Raw genomic sequence first — 23,883 nt, 5'->3', positions numbered from 1 at the left:
CGATCAATTGCACGGATTCGGACAGAATTTGACGCTCTGCGCCCATTATGTAAACGGCAATAGCTTTGGCGAGGACAAGATTCCTATGGTACAAAATAACAAAGTTTTAACCGTTTCTTATGGAACGTTCTCCTGCACGTTGGAAGGATTCGAAGATTCCTTCGATACCATGAAGGCGATTGCCGAGTATTTCCGCGACCTGGCATCGGATGACCGGTATTTTGGCGCCGAGCCGCCGCAGCCGGATGCCGAGATGCTGACGCGCATTGCCCAGCGCGACATTGCCCGTCAGGTCGAAGCCCGCACCAGTGACGGTGCGGTGCATCTGCGCGCCACCGGACCAACCCCGGCGCCAGTCCCCGACGCAGCTGTGATCCCCGCTCCGGTTGCGCCACCTGCAACAGCCACCGAAACCGCCGCGCAGCCCGTTGTTGAACAGCCCGTTGTTGAACAGCCCGTTGTTGAACAGCCCGTTGTTGAACCAATTGCCGAAGTGGCAAAATCCGAGGTCGTGGACGTAGCGCCGCAGACCCCGATTGAAACAGCTCCGGTCACGGCAACGGCTGCGGCCGTCATCGAGGCGCCGGTGGATCTGGCGGCCATTGCCGCCGCAGTTGCAGCGCCCGAAACGGCTGAATTGCCGCCTGTTGAGGATCTCGTTGCCACCGAAGTGGACGCCCCCCGGACCGAGATCGGCGACGACACCATCCCTGCGGCAGACAGCATTGCTGCAAAGCTTCAGCGCATCCGTGCCGTGGTGGCTCAGGCGCCCCGTGAAGAAGAGTTCTCGGAAGACGAGCACGCCGAGATTTTCATCACCGAATCCGCCGTGGATATTGCCGCCGCCATGCGCGTCGATGAAGAGGCCCAGCTTGTCGAGGATGAGGACAATCAGGAACAGGTCGAAATTGCCGAGGCGCTGGAGCGCATTGATCAGCGACTGACCGGGTCGGTTGCCGACCAGCCAGAGGGTGAGGCGGAAAGTGAAGCCGCGGCTGAGCCCGAAGCTGAAGCCGAAGTTGAGGCCGAGGTTGAGGTTGAGGTTGAGGTTGAGGCCGAAGTTGAGGTTGAGGTTGAGACTCTCACAGAACCAGAGGTGACAGAAGAGATCGAGGTCGAAGCTGAGGTCGAAGCCGGGGATGAAGCCATCTCCGAACCGGTCGAACCACTTGCGGATGACAGCAGCCTCTTTGACGGGTTGGAAGACCCATCCGGCACGGGTGAGGCTGACATTCGGGACCAGGAGGCGAACATTCTGGCCCAAGTGGCCAAGCAAGCGGAGATTTCAACCTCCGAACCCGAATCCGCGCCCCCCACGCCAGCCAGACGCGCCCGAATCGTTCGGGTGAAACGGGCTGACATCGAACGTGCCGTTGCCTCCGGTGCTCTGGAAGAGATTGAAGAGGACGAGCCTCAGGCGGGGCTTGATTCCTCGCTGTCAGACGCTGACGAGGCCGACCTGTTGCGCGAACTTGCGGCGGTCGAGGCGGAGTTGCTGGCGACGGATAAGACCGAAGACCCGCAAGCACCAGAGGCCGCTGAGACCGAGATCGAACTTGAGACCGAGGCCGCACCTGCGGCAGTGACACGGACAGCGGCAGAGACCCCGGACCGCGATGTGTCGCGCCTGATGGCCGCTGCCGATGAAAAGCTGGAAGATCCTGCCGCCGCCTCCTCTCGCGAGACCTATGGTCACCTGCGCGCCGCCATGGCTTCAGCTCAGGCGGAACGGGCGGCCGGCGGTAGCGCTGGATCGGAGCTTCGCGATGACGAATACCGTGAGGATCTGGCCAGCGTGGTGCGCCCACGCCGCCCTGCTGCCGCCAAGACTGTATCGCGGCGCCCGGAAACGGTGCAGCGTCCGGCCCCCCTGAAGCTGGTGGCCGAACAGCGCATTGATGAGGCGCCAAAGCAAAAAAGGGGTCCCGTGCGGCCACGCCGGATTGCCTCGGCACAGGCCGATGAGGCTGAATTCGCCGATAAGGGCCGCAAGGGCGGCTTTGCCGAATATGCAGTGGAAAGCGGTGCGGTGGAACTGAACGAACTGCTTGAGGCCGCCGCGTCATATATGAGCTTTATCGAAGGTCGCGATCACTTCTCACGGCCGCAGTTGATGAACAAAGTCAAACTGCTGGACAGTGCCGAGTTCAACCGCGAAGACGGATTGCGATCTTTTGGTCTGTTGCTGCGCGAAGGCAAGATCGAAAAAACCCACAATGGCCAGTTCACTGCCTCGGGTCAGATCGGGTTTCGCCCAGGTCAGCGCGCCGCAAGTTAACCCCTACCCCCATCACCGCAAAAAGGCAGGTCTTTCGACCTGCCTTTTTTATTTGCGTTTGGCGCTGGATTATTCGTCCTTTGGCGCATCCGGGTCCGCCTGCCCGATACCGCGAAACAGCGATTTGAACGGCAGGATCCAGACAATGCCCAGAACACCATACAGCACCAGTTCCAGCAGCACGGACTGCAGGTTCAAAAGTCCGGCCAGAGTGGTTGCCACGATAATATAAAGCGGCAGCCCCACCAGCAGCACCACAAGGGACCAGCGCCGCCGGGCCTTGTAGCTGAGACCTGATTTACCAGCCATCAGTCTTCAAACGGGTCGGTGACCAGAATGGTATCCTCCCGCTCCGGGCTGGTGGACAGCATCGCAACCGGGCAGCCGATCAGCTCCTCGACACGACGCACATATTTGATCGCATTGGCCGGCAGCTCGGCCCAACTGCGGGCCCCTTCGGTTGATTCGCTCCAGCCCGGCATTTCTTCATAGACCGGAGTGCAGCGCGCCTGTTGGTCGGCGGCGGTGGGCAGATAGTCCAACGGTTTGCCGTCCAGCTCATAGCCGGTGCAGATCTTCAGGGTCTCAAACCCGTCCAACACGTCCAGTTTGGTAAAGGCGATGCCGTTGACGCCTGAGGTGGCACAGGTCTGCCGCACCAGCACCGCATCAAACCAGCCGCAGCGCCGCTGACGTCCGGTATTGGTGCCAAATTCATGGCCACGTTCGCCCAAGCGTTGACCGTCGGCGTCGTTCAGCTCGGCCGGGAACGGGCCTTCGCCAACCCGGGTGGTATAGGCTTTGACGATGCCCAGCACAAAATCAATGGCGCCGGGGCCCATGCCGGTGCCGGTTGCGGCCTGACCGGCAATCACGTTCGACGAGGTGACAAAGGGATAGGTGCCAAAGTCGATATCCAGCAGCGCGCCCTGGGCACCCTCAAACAGGATCCGTTTGCCGGCTTTGCGCTTGTCGTTCAGCACTTTCCACACCGGCGCGGCATATTTCAGAATTTTTGGTGCAACTTCTTTGAGTTGCGCGATCAGGGCATCGCGGTCAATCGGCTCGATCCCCAGGCCTTTGCGCAGCGGGTCGTGATGCTGCAGGGCGCGGTCGACGCGGGCCTCAAGTGTGGTTTCATCCGCCAGATCAGCAACCCGGATCGAGCGGCGACCGACTTTGTCTTCATAGGCCGGGCCGATGCCACGACCGGTGGTGCCAATCTTGGTGCCCTTGCTGGCAATTTCTTCGCGGGCGCGGTCCAGTTCACCGTGGATCGGCAGGATCAGCGGGGTGTTTTCCGCGATCATCAGGGTTTCAGGGGTAACGGTGACGCCCTGTTTCTGGATGCCTTCGATTTCTTTCAGCAGGTGCCAGGGGTCCAGCACCACGCCGTTACCGATCACGCTCAGCTTGCCGCCGCGCACAATACCGGATGGCAGCGCGGCAAGTTTGAACACTTCGCCGTCGATGACCAGTGTATGGCCCGCGTTGTGACCACCCTGAAAGCGCGCGATGACATCGGCGCGCTCGCTGAGCCAGTCTACGATCTTGCCTTTTCCCTCGTCACCCCATTGGGCGCCGACTACGACGACATTGGCCATATCTGGTCCTTTGTATTTGTCTGAAACCGGCCCCCCTATAGCGGTGCTGCGAGGCCAGTGGAACCACAAATCCGACGTCGATGGGCCGCAGAGGCCACATTCTCGGAAAACAGAAGCAAAAAACGGTGCGTGCAAGCACACACCCTACGCAGATCAGGCCCCGTCGAGGTGAACAACGGCGCCATGCGGAGTTTCCAGATAGGCGCGCTCCCAGTCATCGCGTAGGTGATCGACCTCGGCTGCGGGCGCGGCGCCGTCTTCGGCGAGAATCAGTTCGAGGGTTTCCAGCCAAGCGTGGAAATAGTCATCCCCGCCGTCCAGATCGCCATCCAGCCCCCTGTCCACGCCATGCTGCGCCAGAACAGCGGAGAACCGGGCCACCCAGTCAGACCATGTGAAGCGGCCACTTTCGTTCAGCGACACGGTGAGGGCAAAAACCTGGGCGTGCCAGGGCTGCTGGAACACCGGTTCAGGCGCAATTGCTGTAAGGCAGTTGCTCATAGCGCCACCAGATAGCTTTGCCACAGATCAAGAATGACCTGATCGTCGCGATGCTCCGGATGGGCCCAGAGTTCGCGGGCGGCAAAGCGCACCGCATACAAGGGTTCCGGGGCCTCGCCCAGATCATGGGCATTGCTGTCGGGCAGCACATGGCTGCCGTGCAGACGGAAAATGTAACCGCGCGCCCCTGCGGCATAGGCCGGCAATCGGCTGTGACCGCCGTCCACCAGACAATTGTCAGCGGGACGTCGGCAGCGCACCGCCTGCCCCAGTGAAAACTTTGGCCGCTGGTCGCTGTCACGACTGGCTGGGCCGCCCTGCGCCAGAACCGCCGCCACCGCCTCGGGTTTGAGCATTCTGCCGGCCAGAGGATGCGCGGGGTCATCCGCCTGATCCTGCCCCTGTTCCTGCCCCTGGCCGGCCAGATCGGCCTCGGTCAACACGCCCCGTTCGACCAGCAGGTCGGCCAGAGCCGAGATCCAGATCTGGTAATAGGAGAACCCGGTATAATCCTGCGGCGACAGACGCTCGCGGGCATGGCGGGAGATATCGATATTCCATTGCCCCAAGGCGCCACAGGCCAGTGTCACCGCAAGGGCGCGGGCCTGCCAGTCAGCGGCAAATACCGGCGCATCAAGCGATTCCGGGATCACCGGACCATCGCCGAATCGCCCGCCCATGTCGTGAACACGGGTCATACGGGATCCTGCGGTGGATTCTGGGCCAGGGCGGTGCCGATCATGCTGTCGCGGCTCACCAGGGCGGCCAGCGCGTCCAGATCCAGCCCCTCGGTGCCTGCAGGGCGCATCGGAATCACCAGATAGCGGACCTCGGCGGTGGAATCCCAGACCCGCACGGCGGTGTCCGCTGCCAGGGTGACGCCAAAATCGGCCAATACTTTGCGCGGTTCGCGCACCACCCGAGCCCGGTAGGCATCCGATTTATACCAGGCCGGCGGAATTCCCAGCAGCGGCCAAGGGTAGCAACTGCAGAGGGTGCAAACGACCATGTTATGCACCGCTTCGGTATTCTCCACCGCCACCATGTGTTCGCCCTGGCGGCCAAAATAACCCAGATCGCTGACCGCAGCAGTGGCATCCGACAGCAAAGCCGCGCGGAACTCTGCGTCGCTCCAGGCGCGGGCCACCACCTGCGCCCCGTTTTGCGGCCCAATCTTGTTTTGATAGGTATCGATGATCTCATTCAGCGCCGTCGGATCAACCAGCCCCTTGCGGGTGAGAATCGTTTCCAGCGCCTTGACCCGCAGCGCGGGGTCAGGCGGTAAAAGGGCATGTGGGTGGTCGCTGTGATCATGGGGCATGGGTCCAGAGTGCGAATTTGTTGATGCTCTGTCCACCCCCATTGCCGCTTGCTAACAACGCGAATGAACATTCTCCTCCACGATCCGCAAACTCGGCTCTTGCCCCGCTCTGCAAACTTGCCTACATACCGGCCGATACTCAGCCAAATACCGCAGGGACCCATGGAAAACGTTGTTCTTATTATTCACCTTTTTCTGGCCCTTGGCCTGATCGCCACCGTTCTTCTGCAACGGTCCGAAGGCGGAGGTCTGGGCATGAGTGGCGGTGGTGGCGGTGCCCAGTCGGGCCGCTCGGCGGCCACAGCCATGAGCAAAGTGACCTGGATCCTTGCCATTGCCTTTATCACCACTTCGATCACCCTGACCATTCTGGCCGCGCAGAAATCTGCTGGCGCCTCGGTTCTGGATCGCACTGATGCGGCGACGGTAACTGAAAGCGGTGACGAGACCCCCGCTGCGCCGACCGCACCGCTTGGCAGCGACCTTTTGCCGCCGGCCGAAGGTGACAATGCGCCGCTGGTCCCCAGCGCAGACTGATCGAACCATACCTAGACGGGGAAATTGAGCCGCAACCGCATCTTGCGGCTCTCTTGTGTTGGTCGCAAGAATCCTCTATTAGCAAAGTCCCGTGATGCTTTGGTTTTTCGAAACCTAATGGGCACCTGAATTCTGATCTCTTCACGACTTCTCACGGGGGTAGCCGAACAGCTATGGCGCGTTATATCTTTATTACTGGCGGGGTGGTTTCCTCCCTTGGCAAAGGTCTCGCTTCGGCGGCTCTGGGGTCGCTGTTGCAAGCCCGCGGGTATTCGGTGCGCCTGCGCAAGCTGGATCCCTATCTGAACGTCGATCCGGGCACCATGAGCCCCTATGAGCACGGCGAAGTCTTTGTCACCGATGATGGCGCCGAGACCGATCTGGATCTGGGCCACTATGAACGCTTTACCGGGGTTGCGGCCCGCAAGACCGACTCGATCTCATCCGGCCGGGTCTATTCCAACGTGCTGGAAAAAGAACGCCGTGGCGACTATCTGGGAAAAACCATTCAGGTGATCCCGCATGTCACCAACGAGATCAAAGAGTTCCTGAAAATAGGCGAGGATGAAGTTGACTTCATGCTCTGCGAGATCGGCGGCACCGTTGGCGACATCGAAGGGTTGCCGTTTTTTGAAGCAATCCGCCAGTTCGGCCAGGATAAGCCGCGCGGCCAGTGTATATTCATGCACCTGACGCTGCTGCCGTATATGAAAGCCAGCGGCGAGTTGAAAACCAAGCCGACCCAGCACTCGGTGAAAGAGCTGCGCTCGATCGGTCTGGCGCCAGATATTCTGGTATGCCGCTCTGAGGGGCCGATCCCGCAGAAGGAACGCGATAAGCTGGCGCTGTTCTGCAACGTGCGACCCGATGCGGTGATCGCGGCGCAGGATCTGAAATCAATCTACGAGGCGCCGCTGGCCTATCACCGCGAAGGCATGGATCAGGCGGTTCTGGATGCCTTTGGCATCGCCCCTGCCCCCAAGCCCAATCTGGCACGCTGGGAAGATGTCGCCGACCGGGTCTATAACCCCGAAGGCGAGGTCAAGGTTGCCATTGTCGGCAAATACACCCAGCTGGAAGATGCCTATAAGTCGATCGCCGAGGCGCTGACCCACGGCGGCATGGCCAACCGGGTCAAGGTCAAGATCGAATGGGTCGACGCCGAGACCTTTGACACCGAAGATGCCAGCCCGCATCTGCAGGGTTTCCATGCGATTCTGGTACCCGGCGGCTTTGGCGAACGCGGCACCGAAGGTAAGATCAAGGCGGCGCAATACGCCCGCGAGCACAAGGTGCCCTATCTGGGCATTTGCTTAGGGATGCAGATGGCGGTGATCGAGGCCGCCCGCAATGTGGCTGGCATTTCCGAGGCCGGCTCGGAAGAGTTCGATCACGAGCTGGGCAAAAAGCGCTTTGAGCCGGTGGTCTATCACCTGAAGGAATGGGTGCAGGGCAACCACAAGGTTCAGCGCAGCGCCGATGACGACAAAGGCGGCACCATGCGTCTGGGTGCCTATGATGCCACCTTGGCCGAAGGCTCGAACGTGGCCAGGATTTATGGCAGCAGCCATATCGAAGAGCGTCACCGTCACCGCTATGAGGTCGACATCAAATACCGGGACCAGCTGGAAGCCGCTGGCCTGCGTTTTTCAGGCATGTCACCGGACGGCCGTCTGCCCGAGATTGTTGAGTGGACAGATCACCCCTGGTTCATCGGGGTGCAGTTCCACCCGGAACTGAAATCCAAGCCGTTTTCTCCGCACCCATTGTTCAGTGACTTTGTGCGCGCGGCAATCGAGACCTCACGTCTGGTCTGACCCCAAGCGTGGTGCGTGCAAGCACACACCCTACAGCCAATTACAAACGGGCGCGCCGGATCTCTGGCGCGCCCAAATTTGTCTGTGCCCAAGTGTTTCACCAGAAGCAGCGCCGCGCGGTGGCGCTCGTTTCCGGCTTTTTATTGGTGTTAGCGCCACCAAGCACATTGTTAGCGCAATCCTTCAGGCGCGATGGGTGTCGCCTTGCAAAACAGCATGATAGATGGTCCGAGACCGTACCTTTGTGGAGAACTGGGCCTATGACACAAGACGTTTCCATTCAGCAGCAGCAACTTGACCGCATCGCCAATGGCGCCGGTTTCATAGCCGCTCTCGACCAAAGCGGTGGCTCCACTCCTAAGGCGCTGGCGCTCTATGGCGTCACCGACGATGCCTATTCCAATGACGACGAGATGTTTGGCGAAATCCACAAGATGCGTGCCCGGATCATCCAGACACCCGATTTCAATAGCCAGAAAATTCTCGGCGCGATCCTGTTTGAAAAGACCATGGATGCACAGATCGATGGCGTTCCGGTGGCGGCCTACCTGTGGGACCGCTGCGGTGTTGTGCCATTTCTGAAGGTCGACAAGGGCCTGGTCGATGCTGCCAACGGGGCTCAGCTGATGAAGCCCATTGCCGATCTTGACGCGCTGCTGGCCCGCGCCGCCAAGGCGGGCATTTTTGGCACCAAAATGCGGTCGGTCATCAAAAAGGCCAATGTGGACGGTATTCGCGCGATTGTCGCCCAGCAGTTTGAGCTGGCCAGACAGATTACTGCGGCTGGGTTGCTGGCGATTATCGAACCCGAAATCGATATCCATTCCGCCACCAAGGGAGAGGCTGAGATCCTGCTCAAGGCGGAATTGCTCAAGCAGCTGAACGCTCTGCCGAGCGACATCAAGGTGTCGCTGAAGCTGACCCTGCCAAATGTCTCCGGTCTCTTTGACGAGCTGGCCGACCACGCCAATGTGGTGCGCGTCGTGGCTCTGTCGGGCGGCTATTCCACAGATCAGGCCTGCGCCCTGCTCAGCCAGAACACCAAGATGATCGCCTCTTTCTCGCGGGCACTCACCGAAAGACTTAATGTCGCGATGAGCGACACCGAGTATCACGCCGCTCTGGGCGCCAATATCGACAAGATCTATCAGGCCTCACTGTAAGCGCTCCTGCAACAAGACTGCAAAATCCGCACCTTTCATAGAAAGCTGCGGGTTTTATTCTGGCAGCACCGTGACCCCACCCACATCCGGTCCCGGGCAAAACCGCGCCGCTGCTTCATCTGGCCAAAAATATCCCGGGGTGAGCGCCAAAAGCGCGAGGGGCAGCGCCCCTCCTCCTCCTCTGTCTACTTGAACACCGGCTTGCGGCCACCCATCTGCGCCGCAATCACTTCCATCTGCTCGGGCTTGCCAATCAACGCCACCTGCTCCGTCGATTCCGCCAGCAACACGGAGCCCCGATCCTCGGCCTCGGCCTGCTCAATCAACCGCTTGGCGGCGCGGATGGCTGCGGGGCTCTGGTTGGCGATCTGGCTGGCCAGATCCTGCGCCCGGACGAGTGGATCTTTGGCCAGTTCGGTCACCAGACCCCAGTTCAAAGCCTGTTCGGCCTGCACCACCTCGGCTGTATAGGTCAGACGACGCAGCACATCAGATCGCAACAGCCGCGGCAGCAGCGCCATAGCGCCCATGTCAGGCACAATGCCCCACTTCATCTCCATCACCGACAGCCTGGCATCGGGTGCGGCAATTCGTATATCTGCCCCCAGCGCCAGTTGCAGCCCGCCGCCATAGGCAACCCCTTGGATCGCGGCAATCACCGGCATGGGCAGCCGCCGCCAAACCATCGCCACCTCTTGCATCTCATTGGCGTCGTGGTGACTGCGCGTCATCAGCCAGTCCTGCGGATCCACCTGGCCCATCTGGGCAAAGCTCATCAGATCCAGCCCGGCGCAGAAACTTTTGCCTTCGCCGGACAGAACCACCGCCCGCGCATCCGATGCGGCGACCTCTTGTCCGGCGGCGATGATCGCCTTGACCATCTCGCTGTCCAGCGCGTTCATCTTGTCGCCGCGTGTCAGGGTCACATGGGCAATGTGGTCTTTGTACTCGATTGATACGCGCGCCATCAGCCTGGCCTCCAGTCGTTGATATTATCCTACATTCTGGGTGCCAATCTGCCGTGGAAGCCGCCGCCAATCCAGTACAACGTCGGGGCATCTGGGTCTTGCGGCGGCGTGGCCGTTACGATTATCTGCGGGTATGTCAAATCCACGCTACACCCCGCTTGCCCAATCCCTTCCCGCCACGGTGCCCTTTGTCGGCCCCGAAACCCAGGAGCGCGCCCGAGGGGCGGGTTTTGCGGCCCGGTTGGGGGCCAATGAGAACATCTTTGGTCCGTCGCCACAGGCGATTGCCGCGATGCAGGCGGTCGCCGGGGACGTCTGGATGTATGGCGACCCCGAAAACCACGACCTGCGTCAGGCGCTGGCGGCGCATCATGGCATCGCAGCACAGAACATCATGGTGGGCGAAGGCATCGATGGCCTGCTGGGCTATCTGGTGCGGCTGCTGATCTCGCCGGGGGACTGCGTTGTCACCTCGCTGGGGGCTTACCCGACCTTTAACTACCATGTCAGCGGCTTTGGCGGCGTGATCCACACTGTGCCCTATGTCGAGGATCACGAAGACCCGGCCAGCCTGTTTGCCAAAGCGGCTGAGGTCGGTGCCAAGATTGTCTATCTGGCCAATCCCGACAATCCCATGGGCAGCTGCCACCGGGGCGCGGACATTGTCGCGGCGATGGATCAGCTGCCCGAGGGCTGCCTGTTATTGCTGGACGAAGCCTATGTGGAATGCGCGCCAGAGGGCACCGCCGCACCGGTTGCGGCGGATGATCCACGGCTGATCAGAATGCGCACGTTTTCCAAGGCCTATGGCATGGCCGGGGCGCGGATCGGCTATGCATTAGCGGCCCCCGAGCTGATTTCCGCCTTCAACAAAGTGCGCAATCATTTTGGCGTCAGCCGCATCGCCCAGGCCGGGGCCTTGGCGGCGCTGCGCGATCAGCAGTGGCTGGAGCATGTGCTGGCGCAGATCACCACCGCCCGCAAACGCATCACAGACATCGCCAGCGCCAATGGGTTGACCGCGCTGCCCACGGCCACCAATTTTGTGGCACTGGACTGCGGCTCCGATGGCGCCTTTGCCAAGCGGGTACTGGAGGCGCTGATTGCCCAGGGGATTTTTGTGCGGATGCCCTTTGCCGCGCCGCAGAACCGCTGCATTCGCATCAGTTGTGGCCCACAAGATGATCTTGACACCTTTGCCGCCGCCCTGCCCGCCGCACTTGCCACCGCACGTGGCACCGCTTGATCTGCATAATGACGGGGTTTTCACGACAAGTTGGCCCCACTTTTACCGGACATTACCAGCGCCTGAGCTAGATTATTGCATCTACCCCCCGAAATCGGAGGCCCCTATGCAAGATCGAAAACACCCTCAGACGCCCGACATCCTTGCGGCGGCAATGACCTTTCTGGGCATCAACATGATGTGGATCTTTGTCGTCATCTGGATGCTTTACGGGTTGATCCCGGTGCTGGTGCTGGCGGTGCTGATCAACCATGTCATTGACCTGCTGGAGCAACGCCTGAGTTAACCGCCGCCGCCCGGTCCACGCTGTCTTTGCCGCTTGGAGCGGGCAGAACAGCCCCTATTGGCCCGTAGCCAGGACGCTGGCGGCGGCACCGACCGCACCCGATCCATGTGGAATTTTCAGCGCCTGCAGCCCGGTCTCTATCCCGCCCAGCAGTCCCATCACCATCTGGCCATTGACATGGCCCATGTGACCCAGCCGGAAATATCCGTGCCGCGCCGCCGAATTGGCCGGGGCCATGCCAAGACCGATACCCAGGGTCAGGCCCAGATTATGCTCCAGCCAGTCGCGCAGGCGGCTGCCGTCCGGCGCCCCGATCTGCAGCGAGGTGACCGCGTGGGAGCGCAGCGCCGGGTCCGAAACATTCAGGCGCAATGGTCCGCCATCCTGCCCCCAGACCTCGCAAGCCGCCCAGATGGCCTGGGCCAGCCGCTGATGCCGGGCCCAGACATTCTCCAGCCCTTCGGCTTGGATCAGATCCAGCGCCGCCCGCAGGCCATAGAGATGATGGCTGGGGGCGGTGCCATTGAAATACTGGTAATACTGCTGCGGCCGGGCGCGCGGCTGCCAATCCCAGTAACAGCTGACCCGCGGCATCGCACTGCGTATGGCATCGGCCTTTTCATTAAAAAAGACAAAGCCCAGACCGGCGGGCACCATCAGCCCCTTTTGGCTGGCGGTGACCATCACATCGACGCCCCATGTGTCCATCTCAAACTGTTCACAGCCCAGCGAGGCAACGCAGTCGGCCATCAGCAGAGCCGGGTGTTTCAGCTCGTCCATCAGCGCCCGCAACGCCGGGATGTCATTGCGCACCGAGGATGAAGTATCCACATGCACCGCCAGCACCGCCTTGATCCGGTGAGCGGAATCAGCCTTCAGGCTCTGCGCCACCTGCGCCAGATCCCAGTGGGAATGCTTGCCGTGCTCCAGCAATTCGGCCTCGGCCCCCAGCCCCCGCGCCACCTGCGCCCAGCCAAGACCAAAATGGCCAGTGCCCGGAACCAGCACCCGATCCCCCGGTGCGATGACATTGGCCAGGGCCGCCTCCCAGATCCCATGGCCATTGGCAATATAGATCGCCACATGGTGACGGGTCCGCGCCACCCGTTGCAGATCTGGGATCAAGCCCTCGGTCATCTCGACCAGTTCACCCGCATAGATATTTGGCGACGGCCGATGCATCGCCTGCAGCACCTGATCCGGCAGCACCGAAGGCCCCGGAATAGCCAGATAGGGGCGCCCTGCCGCCAGATTTACAGTGTCAGCCATTGGTCTATTGCCCCTAGTCAGTGGCCCCCTGACGGGGTGCCATTTGCCGCTATATTTCGGCCCACACTATCGCCAACACACGGCGCGTCAATCCAGCCAATTGATCAGAGCCGCCAAGGGCATGGCGCCGTCGCCATGCCCGGCAAAGCTTGCGCCCTTGGGTACAGATGGTTAAATGGCCCCGGGGCATATTTAAAGGCCCCTGAATGTCACCATATGTCCTGGAGGAATCCCCCCTTATGACCGGCAAACCGAAGTCTTCTCGTGAGTTGATGGGTTGGCTGTGGCGGGGATATCTGCGCCGCCACATGCCCCTGCTGGCGCTTGCGGGCGCGTTCATGCTGGTCGAGGGCGGCACCGTCGGCGGGCTCAGCTACATGATGCAGCCGATGTTCGACCTTGTCTTTGTGGCAGGGGATACCGACGCCCTGTTCTGGGTGGCGCTGGCGTTTTTTGTCATCTTCACCCTGCGTGGCCTGTCCAGCGTTGGCCAAAAGGTCATCCTCAGCAAGATCTCGCAAACCTCAGCGGCGCATCTGCGCAAGGATATGCTGGCGCGTCTGATCCGGCAGGACGCCTCGTTTCACCAGATCAACCCGCCCGGCTTTCTGATCCAGCGGATCCAAAGCGACGTTGGCGCCATCAACCAGGTCTGGCGGGCGGTGGTCACCGGCGCCGGACGCGACATGGCACAATTGGTGGCGGTCATTGGCGTGGCGATCAGCGTGGACTGGATCTGGACCGTGATCATGCTGATCGGGCTGCCCCTGGTGCTGCTGCCGATTGCAGGCATCCAGCGCTATGTGCGCAAAAAGTCCAGCCTGGCCCGCGATCTGGGCGCCTCTCTGGCGGTGCGTCTGGACGAGATCTTTCACGGCATGGTGCCGATCAAGCTGAACAATCTTGAGCGCTACCAGACCGACCGCTTCGCCGGTCAGACCAGCACCTTTGTACGCGCCGAAATACGCGCCTCGCTGGGCACCGCGTCGATCACCGGAATGATCGACATGATGGCCGGAATTGGGGTGATGGGGGTGGTGCTCTACGGCGGTGGCGAGATCATTTCCGGCGAGAAAACCGTTGGCCAGTTCATGACCTTTTTCACCGCAATCGGGCTGGCGTTTGATCCGATGCGACGGCTGGCCGCAATCAGCGGCATCTGGCAGTCAGCGGCGGCGGCACTGGAGCGCATCAAGGAGTTGATGGATGAGCCGATCCAGCTGACCTCGCCCGCCACGCCACTGGCGCTGCCCACCGGGCTGCCACGCATCCAGCTGGATGCGGTGACCCTGCGCTATGGCGAGGCGACGGTGCTGCACAATCTGTCTCTGGTCGCCGAGGCAGGCAAGACCACCGCCCTGGTGGGGGCCTCTGGGGCCGGCAAATCGACCATCTTCAACCTGTTGACCCGGTTGATCGACCCTCAAGAGGGCGCGGTGACCGTCGACGGCATTGCGGTTGCCGATCTGGCCCTGGCCGATCTGCGCAATCTGTTTTCGGTGGTCACCCAAGAGGCGCTGTTGTTCGACGAGACCCTGCGCGAGAATATTCTGCTGGGCAGAACCGATGTCAGTGATGCCCGGCTGCAAGAAGTGCTTGAGGCGGCCCATGTGGCCGACTTCCTGCCCAAGCTACCGGACGGGCTGGACACCCTGGTCGGGCCACGCGGCTCGGCGCTTTCGGGGGGCCAGCGACAGCGGGTGGTGATCGCCCGGGCGCTGCTGCGCGACAGTCCCATCCTGCTGCTGGACGAGGCCACCTCGGCGCTGGATGCCAAATCCGAGAAAGTGGTGCAACAGGCGCTGGACAGGCTCTCCGGCGGGCGCACCACGCTGGTCATCGCCCACCGACTGTCGACCATTCGCAACGCCGATAAGATCGTGGTGATGGAACGGGGTCAGGTTGCCGACCAGGGCAGCCATGATGAGCTGTTGTCCCGTGGCGGTATCTACGGCGATCTGTACCGGCTGCAGTTCCAGGACGGTAAAACCCTGGTCGAGCCGCAGGGGGTTGCGGCGCAGGCGCCGTCATTGGCGCAGCAGTCAACCATCCAGCCCAGCTGGTGGCAGCGTCTTGGCCGCAGGGTCTTTGGCGCCTGACCGATGTAGAGTGCGTGCTTGCACGCACCGTAACAGCTCACTTGTCATAAGATCGGGCCAGTACCTCGGGCAAAGCGCCCAGGGCATAGCGCAGCTGCAACAACAGGTTGCGGGTGCCGCGGCGCAGCCAGCCCTGCTGCTGATAACGCGCAGCACTGGTCAGGGCGCAGGCCGGCAGCTCGACCAGTGCGCTGAGACAGCGCACCAGGGCCACGTCTTCCATCAGAGGCTGGTCCCGGTATCCACCCGCCGCCTCATAGTCTCCGCGCCTGATCAACAACGCCTGATCCCCGTAGGGCAATCCAAACAGCCGGGACCGCCAGTTGGCCCAACCTGCCACCAGACCGGGCATCACACCGCTGGCCCGGAACCTCAGCCGGAAGTAGGCCGGCCTGCCGCCGCCGTCCTGCAGATGCCGTGACACCACCTGGCTCCAGCCCTGTTCAAGCTGGGTGTCCGCATGCAGCACCAGCAGCCAGTTGCCCTTGGCCGCCGCACAGCCCCGTTGCAATTGGCCGCCCCGCGACGCGGGTCCGTGATGCAGCCGAGCGCCGGCCGCCTCGGCAATTTGGCCGGTGGCATCCAGTGAGCCGCCATCGGTGATCAGCAGCTCACGGATCAGCCCGGCGGCCAGCCCCTCCATCAGCGACTCCAGACATCCCGGCAGGTCCTCGGCGGCATTCAGGGTTGGGATCACAAGGCTTATCTCGGCGGGCATATGGGGTTTTCCTGTTTTCTTCCGGTGCCGTTGCTATATCACTGAGACAGATTATGACCATGCCAATGGAGACCAAAATGAGCCAACGCCGCATTCTGCGCCTGTCCGGCCCGGATACCCGCAGCTTTTTGCAGGGGCTGGTGACCAATGATCTATCCAGGATCGACCAGGGCCTGGTCTATGCTGCGATGCTGACACCGCAGGGCAAGTATCTGGCCGATTTCTTTCTTCTGGCCGAGGGCGAAGATGTGTTGCTGGACGTCGCCGCCGAACTGGCGGACGGGCTGTCAAAGCGGCTGACCATGTACCGGTTGCGTGCCAATGTGGAAATAACCGACAGTGACCGGCAGGTGGCGCGCGGCACCGGCCCTGCTCCGGCTAGCGCATTGGGCGATCCCCGGCACGGCGACATGGGCTGGCGGCTCTATGGCGGCGCCAGCGGCGATGACGGCAGTGACTGGGATGCCATCCGGGTGGCCCATATCATCCCGGAAACCGGCATCGAGCTGACCCCTGACAGTTTCATTCTGGAATTGGGTTTTGAGGCCCTGAACGGCGTCGATTTCCGCAAGGGCTGTTATGTCGGTCAGGAAGTCACCGCGCGGATGAAGCACAAGACCACCCTGCGCAAGGGCCTGTGTCAGGTCGACATCGACGGTCAGGCAGCCCCCGGCACCGCGATCATGGCGGATGGCAAAGTGGCGGGCACCCTGTTCACCCAATCCGGGCCCCGCGCCCTGGCCTATCTGCGGTTTGACCGTGCCAGCGGTGACATGCAGGCCGATGCGGCCGTTGTTCGCTGGACCAATCCGGGTTGAGTTGCACCGCCATCCGGTCCACGATCCAATACGACAGGTAAGGAACGAGGCCGCCATTGCTACAGTTATATACCGCCATCTGGCGCGTCAGCGGGGGCCGCCAGCTTGTTCTGATTGCTTTTTCAATATCAATTGCCGCCCTGGCAGCACTGCCGCTGAAATTCCAGCAAGAAATTGTCAACACGCTGACCAATGGCGCGGCGACGGCCGAAACGCTGTTTTGGCTGGGCGCGGGTATGATGGCGGCCATCGTGCTGAGCCTGGTGCTGAAATGGCTGCTGGGACTGCGGTCCGGGGTGCTGGGTGAGGACATTATCCGGCTGCTCAGACAGCGGTTATATAGTGCCACCAATCGCAACCGGCCTGAGCCGGGAGCCATTCAGACCGGTGGCATTCAGACCGGCACCCTGACCACCGCCATTTCCGCCGAGGCCGAGGAGTTGGGCAAATTCGCCGGCAGCGCCTTTTCCGAGCCCGTGGTGCAGATCGGCACCTTGATCAGTGTGATTGGCTTTATTGCCTCGACCCAACCGCAATTGGGCACCATTGCGCTGGCGATGATTGCGCCGCAGGTTCTATTGGTCTTGTTCAGCCAAAACCGGATCAACGCTCTGGTGGCCGACCGGGTGCGCATTCTGCGCCGGGCTACGGATCAGATCAGTGCCGCCGAAGTGGCAGCAGCAGAGCAATCGGTTCTGGATGAATTCGACCGGATTTTTGAAACCCGCCGACAGATGTTCATCTGGAAACTGTCGACCAAGTTTTTGTTGAGCACAATCAACGGAGCAGGCACCGTCGCGGTGCTGATGCTGGGGGGCTGGCTGGTGCTGCAGGGGCGCACCGACGTCGGCACCGTTGTGGCCGCCACTCTGGGATTGTCCCGCCTGCAGGGTCCCACCGCCTTCCTGATCGCCTTTTACCGGCAGGTCAGCGCAAATCGTGTCAAATTTGAATTATTGCGCGATATCCTGCCCCCCCACGTCAACAGCTCATAAATATAAGCCTCAAATCCGTTCAGGCGCAAAATGGGCGATGAAAGACGGATCAATCTGATTAATTTTAGATGAAGATGATTGGGCAATTCCGCGTCTCTGTGCCAAATTTTGGTATAGATATAAAAGGACGAATTGATGCGATTAATTTTTGCCTTGGCACTGGCCACCGCCCCGGCGCTACCTGCTACCGCCGGCTATTGGAATTACAACGACTGGCATGTCTCCACCGATCAGATTGACACCGGAGAAGACCTGAGGGTCACCTGTTATGCCCACACCGGCGGCGACGGCGACCCGGTTTGGGCGCTGGAGGTGTCAAACGGAGATGCCGGACCGCCTGACTTTTTCCCGGCGCCACGACTGATTGAAATTGCCCCCAGACACCACCAAACCGTGATGTACGACCAGCAGGCTATCGAGTTCAAATTTGACTCAGGCACCAATGTTGCTGGCCAGGCAATGGCCTATGTCAACGACGAAGGGTTTTTTCAGGCCGAAAGCAGCCCGCAGCAGAACTCGGTTTTATTGATGCTGATGGCGATGCGGCGGGGCTCCACGGTTGAGGCGCATGCAGACAACAAGATCATTGCAAGTGCATCTCTGGATGGGTTCACTGCGGCCTATGGCAAGATGATGGATGAATGCGGCTTCTCCCTGACAATGAACTGACCGAACGCCAACCGAATCAAAAAACCCCGCGCTGGTGACAGCACGGGGTCTTTTTTGTGGTGATGCGACACCGCTTAGGCGCGTTCAGCGTATTCCATGGTATCAGTGTTGACGATAATCAATTCGTCCTGGCCCACAAAGGGTGGCACCATGACTTTGATTCCATTGTCCAAAACCGCTGGCTTAAAGGATTTTGCCGCAGTCTGACCTTTCACCACCGGCTCGGTCTCGGCGACTTTGCAAGTCACCTTCTGCGGTACTTTTGCGTGCAGCGCCTCGGTGTTGTGGAATTCCACAACAATGGTCATGCCATCCTGCAGGAACGGACGGCGATCGCCCAGCAATTCGGTTGGCAATTCAATCTGCTCATAGGTTTCGATGTCCATGAACACCAGCATTCCATCGTTCTCATAGAGAAACTGCTGGTCCTTTTGTTCCAGCCGGACTTTTTCAACTTTGTCGGCGCTACGGAACCGTTCGTTAAGCTTGGAGCCGTTACGAAGGTTGCGCAGTTCAACCTGGGCAAAGGCGCCGCCCTTGCCGGGTTTGACGTGATCGACCTTCACTGCGGCCCAAAGTCCGCCGTTATGTTCAAGCACAGCGCCGGGGCGGATTTCGTTTCCATTGATCTTAGGCATGAGAAAATACCCCTCCGGAGGTTGATGATTTGTTAACCGAACCTATATCTGGCAGGTCCCAGACTGGCAAGACAACGATATTTGGTAGGCGGCACTGAAAAGGTATGCACAATTTGCATAACAGCTATGCAAGAAGAGCCTATCCGAATCGTTCTGGATCAGTCATAAGGAGCGCCACGCCAAGAATTGCAATAGCAAGAACAACAAAGGATGCGAGATGAGAGATTTCGTTGACGGCACCGCCTTTAATAACGAACAAGGCAACCGTGCCCGTAAACTGTTCGCAGCTGTTGTGCTGGCTGCGTTGGATGATGCCATCGCAGATGACAAGAAATATGGCAATGGACCCGAGCAGATCGCTCGTTGGGCACGCTCGCGCGATGGTCGCGAAGTGCTGTCCTGTGCCGGTATCGACCCCAATGAGCGGGTTGTGTCCGGGCTGATGGACTTTGTCGGTCGCGGTGTCCGCACCTCGGTTGCGCTGTCCCGTGAAGAAAGCGAGCGCCGCAACGCAGCGCAGGCCGAAGCCGCCTAAAACAAGTCGCAAACAGACTATGAAAAAGCGCGTCCTGCGGGGCGCGTTTTTCTATTTTATCTATGTGTTTTTGCAGGCTGCAGCCCCTGCGGCCCTTTGCCATACGGCGGCTTTTCACAGCGAAGAATAGCGCATGCCAAATGCAACACAGGAGGCAGACCATGGCGCGGGCAATCATGATACAGGGCACCGGCAGCAATGTCGGCAAATCGCTAATTGTGGCGGGTCTGGCGCGGGCCTTTGTGCGTCGCGGATTGCGGGTTGCACCGTTCAAGCCACAGAACATGTCGAACAACGCCGCCGTCACCCCTGAGGGCGGTGAAATCGGCCGGGCTCAGGCCCTGCAGGCCCGTGCAGCCATGCTGGCGCCCCATACCGACATGAACCCGGTGCTGCTGAAGCCCGAGAGCGACACAGGCGCTCAGCTGATCGTTCAGGGCAAGCGGCGCGGCAGCCAGCAGGCCGGGTCGTTTATGCGCGACAAAAGCGGGCTGCTGGAGGCGGTGCTGGACAGTTTTCACCGGCTGGCGGCGGGTGCTGATCTGGTGCTGATCGAAGGCGCCGGGTCGCCCGCAGAAACCAACCTGCGCCAGAATGACATTGCCAATATGGGCTTTGCCTGCGCCGCCGATGTGCCGGTTGTCTTAGTTGGCGACATCCATCGCGGCGGGGTCATTGCGCAGATCGTCGGCACCCACGCGGTTCTGGAGACGCAGGATCTGGATCACATTGCTGGCTTTGCGGTGAACCGGTTTCGCGGTGATCTGAGCCTGTTTGACGGCGGACGCGATGACATTGTGCGCCGCACCGGCTGGCCGTCGCTGGGAGTGATTCCGTGGTTCTTTGACGCCTGGAAATTGCCTGCCGAGGATATGATGGACATCCGCTCACGCAAGGGTGGCGCCTGCAAGGTGGTGGTACCGCAACTGGAGCGGATGGCGAATTTTGACGACCTGGACCCGCTGGCCGCCGAGCCCAATGTCACGGTGGAAATCATCCCGGCCGGACGCCCCCTGCCCGGCGATGCGGATCTGGTGCTGATTCCCGGCAGCAAATCCACCATTGGCGATCTGGCCTATCTGCGGGCGCAGGGCTGGGACATCGACATTCTGGCGCATTATCGCCGCGGTGGTCACGTGCTGGGGCTCTGTGGTGGCTATCAAATTCTGGGCAAAGAGATCGACGACCCCGAGGGTGTTGACGGCAAACCGGGCAAAGTGGCCGGGCTTGGGCTATTGGACATCTCAACCACCATGGCGGGCGAGAAAAAAGTCGCGTTGCGCCAAGCCCATACCATCGACGGCAATGTGCCAGTATCGGGATATGAAATCCACATGGGCCGCAGCGAGGGGCCGGATTGCGCCCGTGCCTGGCTCAACGTCGAGGGCCGCCCCGAGGGGGCTGTTTCCGCCGATGGAAGGGTGCGTGGTTCTTACTTGCACGGATTGTTCAGCTCGGACACCTTCCGGGCCAAATTCCTGGCCAATTTGGGCTTCGAGAGCTGCATTGGCTATGAGGATGGGGTTGAGGCGACGCTGGACGATCTGGCTGATCACCTGGAGCGGTACATGGATCTCGATCAGCTGCTGGAGCTGGCAAAGCCCGTCAAAACCTGATCTCAACCGTGACCTGAGCGATCAGCCCAGATCCTGCACCGCAAGGGCGCGGTGGATCTCGCGGCGGACCAGCTTGCGCACATTGCGGGTTATACGCTCGCCCAAGGCGCCCTGCAGCTCTTCGCGCACGATGTCAGCGACCAGTTCGCGCAGGGATTCTTCGTCCATCACCGCCTCATCAGCCGCCAGTGCATCAAGGACTTCGTCGGCAACGGCCTGCTCGGCCAGATGAATGGCCTCCAGAGGCTCGGCCCCAGGCTGATCGATACCGGGCTGATCGAACTCGGGCCGGTCGAAACTGGGCGGATCAAACGCGGCTACACTCTCAGGCGCAGTCTCCGGGGTAAACTCAGGCGCGATCTCCGGGATAATCTCGGCTGCGCTCTCGGAGACCTTCTCAGGCGCGATCTCGGGCGCGATCTCGGGGGTTATATCGCGCTGCGGATCACTGTCGGCACAGTCATCTGCCTCGGCGACGCCGAGCGGCGCCACCTCAACCAACTCGTCTTCGAGATCTTCCCAGGCCAGTGTTTCAACCGCGGTGGCCGCATTGGCTTCGCCGGGTTCGCCGTCCGGCTCCCATTGCTCATCCCCCTGGCCTATCGCGGCTTCCAGAGCTGCAATTTTCTCGGCAAAACTGGTGACGGGCTTGGCCTCATCCGGGGTCTCGACCTCTACGGCGCTGTCGGCAATCGAATCCGCCCCGCCTGCGGCGGCAAACAAGGTCGCGCCTGGGTCATGCCAGGGTGCATCACCTGCCTGCGGATTCACTGCAATCGGCGCCACCGCGTGTAGAAAAGTATCATCACAATGGTCTTCCGGATCGACAGAGTGGGATTCGGCAACAGCATATTCATGGGTTTCATCGACAAGATGGTCGGTTTCCGACCCCGCGGATGGCTGCCCCTCTGGCTTATCGTCACTAGGCTCGGCAAGCCCTGACTCGAAAATAGCTGTTTCGATTTTGCTTGCCAGATCGCTCAACTGAGGTTCCGTCTGCGCCTCAACGGCCTGTGTCTCAACGGCCTGTGTCTCAACGGTCTGTGTATCAACGGCCTGTGTATCATTGGCGGCCGCATCCACCAGATCATCCGCCACCCGCAAGCAGGGCGTCAGGACCAGACGCGCAACCGGTTTCCCGGTGGTGGCGGCTGGCCTGCCGGGGACAACAGTCTCGCGACCGTCCTCGCTCACCAATCGGCGAATCGAAGACAGCACGTCCTCTATCTCAGCATGGGTTACAGGTTCGGACATCGCTCACTCATCCCTGTCGCATAATACACGCAGTGTAACGGGGTTAGTTTTACCGCACAACCGGTAGAACGAATTGTCAATTCTTTCCCAGGGCCTTCATTACCCGATCCAGATCCTTGCTGCGCTGGCTGACATAGGCTGGCGCATCCTTGACCAGATTATAATACAGGGTCGGATCATAGATTTCCACTGCCAGCCCCATGTGTTCGGCAGTGAGAAGCCCCTGCGAGCTGAGCAATCCAAAGGCCGCGATGACCTGATTGGCGCGGGCCTGAACCCGCGAGGTCTGCGCATCAAGCAGCTCTTGCTCGGACTGCAGGACATCCAGAGTTGTCCGTGCACCCAGGGTCGCCTCTTCGCGAATTCCGTCAAAGGCGACCTGCGCGGCGCGCACCCGCTCGTTCGAGGACACCAAACTGGCGCCCGAGGCCTCAAGCACCGCATAGGCCTGGCTGACAATCTGCACCACCGATCGCTGCACCGAAATCAACGCGCCCTTTTCGGCATCCAACCGGGCGACGCTGGCGCGACTGCTGGCGGCCAGTGCACCACCGGCATAGATTGGCTGTGACAGGGTCACGCTGGTGCTGGAATTATCGCTCCCGCCCGAGCTATCCCAGGAATCAGAATAGGCGGCTGTCGCCGAGAAAGACACGCTTGGCCCCAAGGATTTGGCGGTGCTTTTCGCAGACAGATCCGCAGCCTTTACCGCGTGTTGCTGTGCCAGCAAAGACGGATGATTGCGCGCCGCAATGGCATGCGCCGACGACAACGAGGCCGCCCGCTGTGGCAGGCTGGGTTGTCCAGCAAGCCGCCCCGATGAGTGACCAACCACCTCAATATAGACCGCCTGGGCAGTCAACAGGTCGCCCCGGCTTTCTGCCAGGCTGGCCTGAGCACCCGCCACCCGGCTCTGCGCCAGGGCCACATCCGTCCGGGTCACTTCGCCGACCTCAAACCGGTCCTGTGCTGCCTTTAGTTCTTCTTGCAACAGGCGCAGGTTATTGCCGCGCAGCGCCACGGTATCTTGCTGCAGCAAGACATTCACATAGGCCTGCACCGCAGAGAACATAACCTGTTGCTCAATGTTGAGCAGCGACTGCCGGGTTGCCAGAACCGTCTCTTGCGCCGCCAGTTGGTCGAGTTGCGAAGCACCACCGTCAAACAGCAACCATTGCAGGCGGATGCCCGTGGACAGCCCGTCATTACTGGATTGGGAAATTCCGGCGCCGGTGTTGCTGCGATTATAGGACTGCTCTGCCGAGAGGGTCCAGCTGATTACCGGACGCAGCTGCGCCACCGCAATCGCCACATCTTCATCTGTCGCCCGCAGCAGAGCCCGATTCTGCTCCAGCAAACCGCTGGTTTTATAGGCGCCAATCATGGCATCCGAGATATTGTCCGCCTGCGCAGACTTGGGGACCAGCGCCACGGCAACAAGGCCACCCGCAAAAACACAGGTCTTGAAAAATCCTCTTGAAACCGTCTTGCGCATCTATCTCGCCTCATCTGCCAGAGCTTTTGCAGCCCGTTCCATTGAGATCTGACCCG

At 60.8% G+C, this 23,883-nt stretch carries 23 protein-coding genes; 12 read left to right on the top strand and 11 right to left on the bottom strand.

Annotated features, from left to right (window positions below):
• The first annotated feature begins 85 nt into the window (after positions 1-85).
• Positions 86-2,278 carry a chemotaxis protein CheA gene (locus QPJ95_RS12885; RefSeq protein WP_270917843.1) on the top strand — a complete coding sequence of 731 codons (2,193 nt, stop codon included), beginning with the start codon at positions 86-88 and terminating at the stop codon, positions 2,276-2,278.
• Between the two features lie 69 nt (positions 2,279-2,347).
• Here QPJ95_RS12885 and QPJ95_RS12880 read toward each other — a convergent pair whose 3' ends face one another.
• The 5 genes from QPJ95_RS12880 to nthA all read right to left on the bottom strand — a co-directional run bounded on the left by QPJ95_RS12880 (position 2,348) and on the right by nthA (position 5,704).
• The gene (locus tag QPJ95_RS12880; RefSeq protein WP_270917844.1) at positions 2,348-2,587 is read right to left on the bottom strand and encodes a DUF2842 domain-containing protein; all 240 of its coding nucleotides are present in this window, start codon (positions 2,585-2,587) and stop codon (positions 2,348-2,350) included.
• The gene (locus QPJ95_RS12875) at positions 2,587-3,882 is read right to left on the bottom strand and encodes an adenylosuccinate synthase (protein WP_270917845.1); all 1,296 of its coding nucleotides are present in this window, start codon (positions 3,880-3,882) and stop codon (positions 2,587-2,589) included. Before QPJ95_RS12875 ends, QPJ95_RS12880 begins: the two co-directional genes overlap by 1 nt.
• Before the next feature lie 153 nt (positions 3,883-4,035).
• On the bottom strand, positions 4,036-4,383 hold the full coding sequence (locus QPJ95_RS12870; RefSeq protein WP_270917846.1) for a nitrile hydratase accessory protein: 348 nt from the start codon (positions 4,381-4,383) through the stop codon (positions 4,036-4,038).
• Positions 4,380-5,081 carry a nitrile hydratase subunit beta gene (nthB, locus tag QPJ95_RS12865; RefSeq protein ID WP_270917847.1) on the bottom strand — a complete coding sequence of 234 codons (702 nt, stop codon included), beginning with the start codon at positions 5,079-5,081 and terminating at the stop codon, positions 4,380-4,382. Before nthB ends, QPJ95_RS12870 begins: the two co-directional genes overlap by 4 nt.
• A complete protein-coding gene (nthA, locus tag QPJ95_RS12860; RefSeq protein ID WP_270917848.1) occupies positions 5,078-5,704 on the bottom strand; it encodes a nitrile hydratase subunit alpha in 627 nt (208 codons plus the stop codon). Before nthA ends, nthB begins: the two co-directional genes overlap by 4 nt.
• Before the next feature lie 162 nt (positions 5,705-5,866).
• Here nthA and secG point away from each other — a divergent pair, with 162 nt between their 5' ends.
• The 3 genes from secG to QPJ95_RS12845 all read left to right on the top strand — a co-directional run bounded on the left by secG (position 5,867) and on the right by QPJ95_RS12845 (position 9,221).
• Positions 5,867-6,241, top strand: coding sequence for a preprotein translocase subunit SecG (gene secG / locus QPJ95_RS12855; protein WP_270917849.1), 375 nt, complete (start codon positions 5,867-5,869; stop codon positions 6,239-6,241).
• A gap of 173 nt (positions 6,242-6,414) precedes the next feature.
• The gene (locus tag QPJ95_RS12850; protein WP_270917850.1) at positions 6,415-8,058 is read left to right on the top strand and encodes a CTP synthase; all 1,644 of its coding nucleotides are present in this window, start codon (positions 6,415-6,417) and stop codon (positions 8,056-8,058) included.
• A gap of 260 nt (positions 8,059-8,318) precedes the next feature.
• Entirely contained in the window at positions 8,319-9,221 is a 903-nt protein-coding gene (locus QPJ95_RS12845) for a fructose bisphosphate aldolase (RefSeq protein WP_270917851.1), read from the top strand.
• A gap of 185 nt (positions 9,222-9,406) precedes the next feature.
• Here QPJ95_RS12845 and QPJ95_RS12840 read toward each other — a convergent pair whose 3' ends face one another.
• Complete coding sequence (locus QPJ95_RS12840) at positions 9,407-10,189, bottom strand: crotonase/enoyl-CoA hydratase family protein (RefSeq protein WP_270917852.1); 783 nt, start codon at positions 10,187-10,189, stop codon at positions 9,407-9,409.
• Positions 10,190-10,322: 133 nt separating this feature from the next.
• Between QPJ95_RS12840 and QPJ95_RS12835 the strand changes: the two genes are divergently transcribed.
• The gene (locus tag QPJ95_RS12835; protein WP_270917853.1) at positions 10,323-11,435 is read left to right on the top strand and encodes a pyridoxal phosphate-dependent aminotransferase; all 1,113 of its coding nucleotides are present in this window, start codon (positions 10,323-10,325) and stop codon (positions 11,433-11,435) included.
• 106 nt (positions 11,436-11,541) lie between these two features.
• Positions 11,542-11,721: a histidinol phosphate aminotransferase gene (locus QPJ95_RS12830; RefSeq protein WP_270917854.1), complete on the top strand. Its 180-nt coding sequence runs from the start codon at positions 11,542-11,544 to the stop codon at positions 11,719-11,721.
• A gap of 54 nt (positions 11,722-11,775) precedes the next feature.
• Here QPJ95_RS12830 and QPJ95_RS12825 read toward each other — a convergent pair whose 3' ends face one another.
• Complete coding sequence (locus QPJ95_RS12825; protein ID WP_270917855.1) at positions 11,776-12,990, bottom strand: pyridoxal-phosphate-dependent aminotransferase family protein; 1,215 nt, start codon at positions 12,988-12,990, stop codon at positions 11,776-11,778.
• 239 nt (positions 12,991-13,229) lie between these two features.
• Here QPJ95_RS12825 and QPJ95_RS12820 point away from each other — a divergent pair, with 239 nt between their 5' ends.
• Positions 13,230-15,089 carry an ABC transporter ATP-binding protein gene (locus QPJ95_RS12820; protein ID WP_270917856.1) on the top strand — a complete coding sequence of 620 codons (1,860 nt, stop codon included), beginning with the start codon at positions 13,230-13,232 and terminating at the stop codon, positions 15,087-15,089.
• Between the two features lie 37 nt (positions 15,090-15,126).
• Here the strand turns inward: QPJ95_RS12820 and QPJ95_RS12815 are convergent, their stop codons facing one another.
• The gene (locus tag QPJ95_RS12815) at positions 15,127-15,807 is read right to left on the bottom strand and encodes a TIGR04283 family arsenosugar biosynthesis glycosyltransferase (RefSeq protein WP_270917857.1); all 681 of its coding nucleotides are present in this window, start codon (positions 15,805-15,807) and stop codon (positions 15,127-15,129) included.
• Between the two features lie 77 nt (positions 15,808-15,884).
• Here QPJ95_RS12815 and ygfZ point away from each other — a divergent pair, with 77 nt between their 5' ends.
• The 3 genes from ygfZ to QPJ95_RS12800 all read left to right on the top strand — a co-directional run bounded on the left by ygfZ (position 15,885) and on the right by QPJ95_RS12800 (position 18,289).
• Complete coding sequence (gene ygfZ / locus QPJ95_RS12810) at positions 15,885-16,625, top strand: CAF17-like 4Fe-4S cluster assembly/insertion protein YgfZ (protein WP_270917858.1); 741 nt, start codon at positions 15,885-15,887, stop codon at positions 16,623-16,625.
• 56 nt (positions 16,626-16,681) lie between these two features.
• Positions 16,682-17,620 carry an ABC transporter ATP-binding protein gene (locus QPJ95_RS12805; protein WP_270917859.1) on the top strand — a complete coding sequence of 313 codons (939 nt, stop codon included), beginning with the start codon at positions 16,682-16,684 and terminating at the stop codon, positions 17,618-17,620.
• Positions 17,621-17,755: 135 nt separating this feature from the next.
• The gene (locus QPJ95_RS12800) at positions 17,756-18,289 is read left to right on the top strand and encodes a hypothetical protein (protein ID WP_270917860.1); all 534 of its coding nucleotides are present in this window, start codon (positions 17,756-17,758) and stop codon (positions 18,287-18,289) included.
• A gap of 74 nt (positions 18,290-18,363) precedes the next feature.
• On the opposite strand, the gene efp is transcribed toward QPJ95_RS12800, so the two are convergent.
• Complete coding sequence (gene efp, locus QPJ95_RS12795; RefSeq protein WP_270917861.1) at positions 18,364-18,927, bottom strand: elongation factor P; 564 nt, start codon at positions 18,925-18,927, stop codon at positions 18,364-18,366.
• Positions 18,928-19,144: 217 nt separating this feature from the next.
• On the opposite strand from efp, the gene QPJ95_RS12790 reads away from it, so the two are divergent.
• Both QPJ95_RS12790 and QPJ95_RS12785 read left to right on the top strand, forming a co-directional pair.
• On the top strand, positions 19,145-19,462 hold the full coding sequence (locus QPJ95_RS12790) for a DUF6280 family protein (protein ID WP_127749698.1): 318 nt from the start codon (positions 19,145-19,147) through the stop codon (positions 19,460-19,462).
• 161 nt (positions 19,463-19,623) lie between these two features.
• Positions 19,624-21,078, top strand: a complete 1,455-nt coding sequence (locus QPJ95_RS12785) for a cobyric acid synthase (protein WP_270917862.1) — start codon at positions 19,624-19,626, stop codon at positions 21,076-21,078.
• Positions 21,079-21,099: 21 nt separating this feature from the next.
• On the opposite strand, the gene QPJ95_RS12780 is transcribed toward QPJ95_RS12785, so the two are convergent.
• Positions 21,100-22,332 carry a hypothetical protein gene (locus QPJ95_RS12780; protein WP_270917863.1) on the bottom strand — a complete coding sequence of 411 codons (1,233 nt, stop codon included), beginning with the start codon at positions 22,330-22,332 and terminating at the stop codon, positions 21,100-21,102.
• A 76-nt stretch (positions 22,333-22,408) separates the two neighbouring features.
• Positions 22,409-23,827 (bottom strand): TolC family outer membrane protein, encoded by a 1,419-nt coding sequence (locus tag QPJ95_RS12775; protein ID WP_270917864.1) that lies wholly within the window; start codon positions 23,825-23,827, stop codon positions 22,409-22,411.
• Positions 23,828-23,883: the final 56 nt, after the last annotated feature.

Origin of the sequence: Parasedimentitalea psychrophila (assembly GCF_030285785.1) — a bacterium.
Classification (GTDB): domain Bacteria; phylum Pseudomonadota; class Alphaproteobacteria; order Rhodobacterales; family Rhodobacteraceae; genus Parasedimentitalea; species Parasedimentitalea psychrophila.
This window is presented reverse-complemented; position numbering and strand designations above follow the sequence as displayed.

Excerpts from the sequence above, each read along its gene's own strand:
- QPJ95_RS12845 (WP_270917851.1), top strand. The coding sequence starts at position 8,319 with ATGACACAAGACGTTTCCATTCAGCAGCAGCAACTTGACCGCATCGCC.
- QPJ95_RS12835 (WP_270917853.1), top strand. The coding sequence starts at position 10,323 with ATGTCAAATCCACGCTACACCCCGCTTGCCCAATCCCTTCCCGCCACG.
- QPJ95_RS12800 (WP_270917860.1), top strand. The coding sequence starts at position 17,756 with ATGCGATTAATTTTTGCCTTGGCACTGGCCACCGCCCCGGCGCTACCT.
- QPJ95_RS12875 (WP_270917845.1), bottom strand. The coding sequence starts at position 3,882 with ATGGCCAATGTCGTCGTAGTCGGCGCCCAATGGGGTGACGAGGGAAAA.
- QPJ95_RS12775 (WP_270917864.1), bottom strand. The coding sequence starts at position 23,827 with ATGCGCAAGACGGTTTCAAGAGGATTTTTCAAGACCTGTGTTTTTGCG.
- ygfZ (WP_270917858.1), top strand. The coding sequence starts at position 15,885 with ATGAGCCAACGCCGCATTCTGCGCCTGTCCGGCCCGGATACCCGCAGC.
- efp (WP_270917861.1), bottom strand. The coding sequence starts at position 18,927 with ATGCCTAAGATCAATGGAAACGAAATCCGCCCCGGCGCTGTGCTTGAA.
- nthA (WP_270917848.1), bottom strand. The coding sequence starts at position 5,704 with ATGCCCCATGATCACAGCGACCACCCACATGCCCTTTTACCGCCTGAC.
- QPJ95_RS12840 (WP_270917852.1), bottom strand. The coding sequence starts at position 10,189 with ATGGCGCGCGTATCAATCGAGTACAAAGACCACATTGCCCATGTGACC.
- QPJ95_RS12885 (WP_270917843.1), top strand. The coding sequence starts at position 86 with ATGGTACAAAATAACAAAGTTTTAACCGTTTCTTATGGAACGTTCTCC.
- QPJ95_RS12830 (WP_270917854.1), top strand. The coding sequence starts at position 11,542 with ATGCAAGATCGAAAACACCCTCAGACGCCCGACATCCTTGCGGCGGCA.
- QPJ95_RS12815 (WP_270917857.1), bottom strand. The coding sequence starts at position 15,807 with ATGCCCGCCGAGATAAGCCTTGTGATCCCAACCCTGAATGCCGCCGAG.
- QPJ95_RS12825 (WP_270917855.1), bottom strand. The coding sequence starts at position 12,990 with ATGGCTGACACTGTAAATCTGGCGGCAGGGCGCCCCTATCTGGCTATT.
- QPJ95_RS12790 (WP_127749698.1), top strand. The coding sequence starts at position 19,145 with ATGAGAGATTTCGTTGACGGCACCGCCTTTAATAACGAACAAGGCAAC.
- QPJ95_RS12780 (WP_270917863.1), bottom strand. The coding sequence starts at position 22,332 with ATGTCCGAACCTGTAACCCATGCTGAGATAGAGGACGTGCTGTCTTCG.
- QPJ95_RS12850 (WP_270917850.1), top strand. The coding sequence starts at position 6,415 with ATGGCGCGTTATATCTTTATTACTGGCGGGGTGGTTTCCTCCCTTGGC.
- QPJ95_RS12880 (WP_270917844.1), bottom strand. The coding sequence starts at position 2,587 with ATGGCTGGTAAATCAGGTCTCAGCTACAAGGCCCGGCGGCGCTGGTCC.
- QPJ95_RS12820 (WP_270917856.1), top strand. The coding sequence starts at position 13,230 with ATGACCGGCAAACCGAAGTCTTCTCGTGAGTTGATGGGTTGGCTGTGG.
- QPJ95_RS12785 (WP_270917862.1), top strand. The coding sequence starts at position 19,624 with ATGGCGCGGGCAATCATGATACAGGGCACCGGCAGCAATGTCGGCAAA.
- QPJ95_RS12870 (WP_270917846.1), bottom strand. The coding sequence starts at position 4,383 with ATGAGCAACTGCCTTACAGCAATTGCGCCTGAACCGGTGTTCCAGCAG.
- secG (WP_270917849.1), top strand. The coding sequence starts at position 5,867 with ATGGAAAACGTTGTTCTTATTATTCACCTTTTTCTGGCCCTTGGCCTG.
- nthB (WP_270917847.1), bottom strand. The coding sequence starts at position 5,081 with ATGACCCGTGTTCACGACATGGGCGGGCGATTCGGCGATGGTCCGGTG.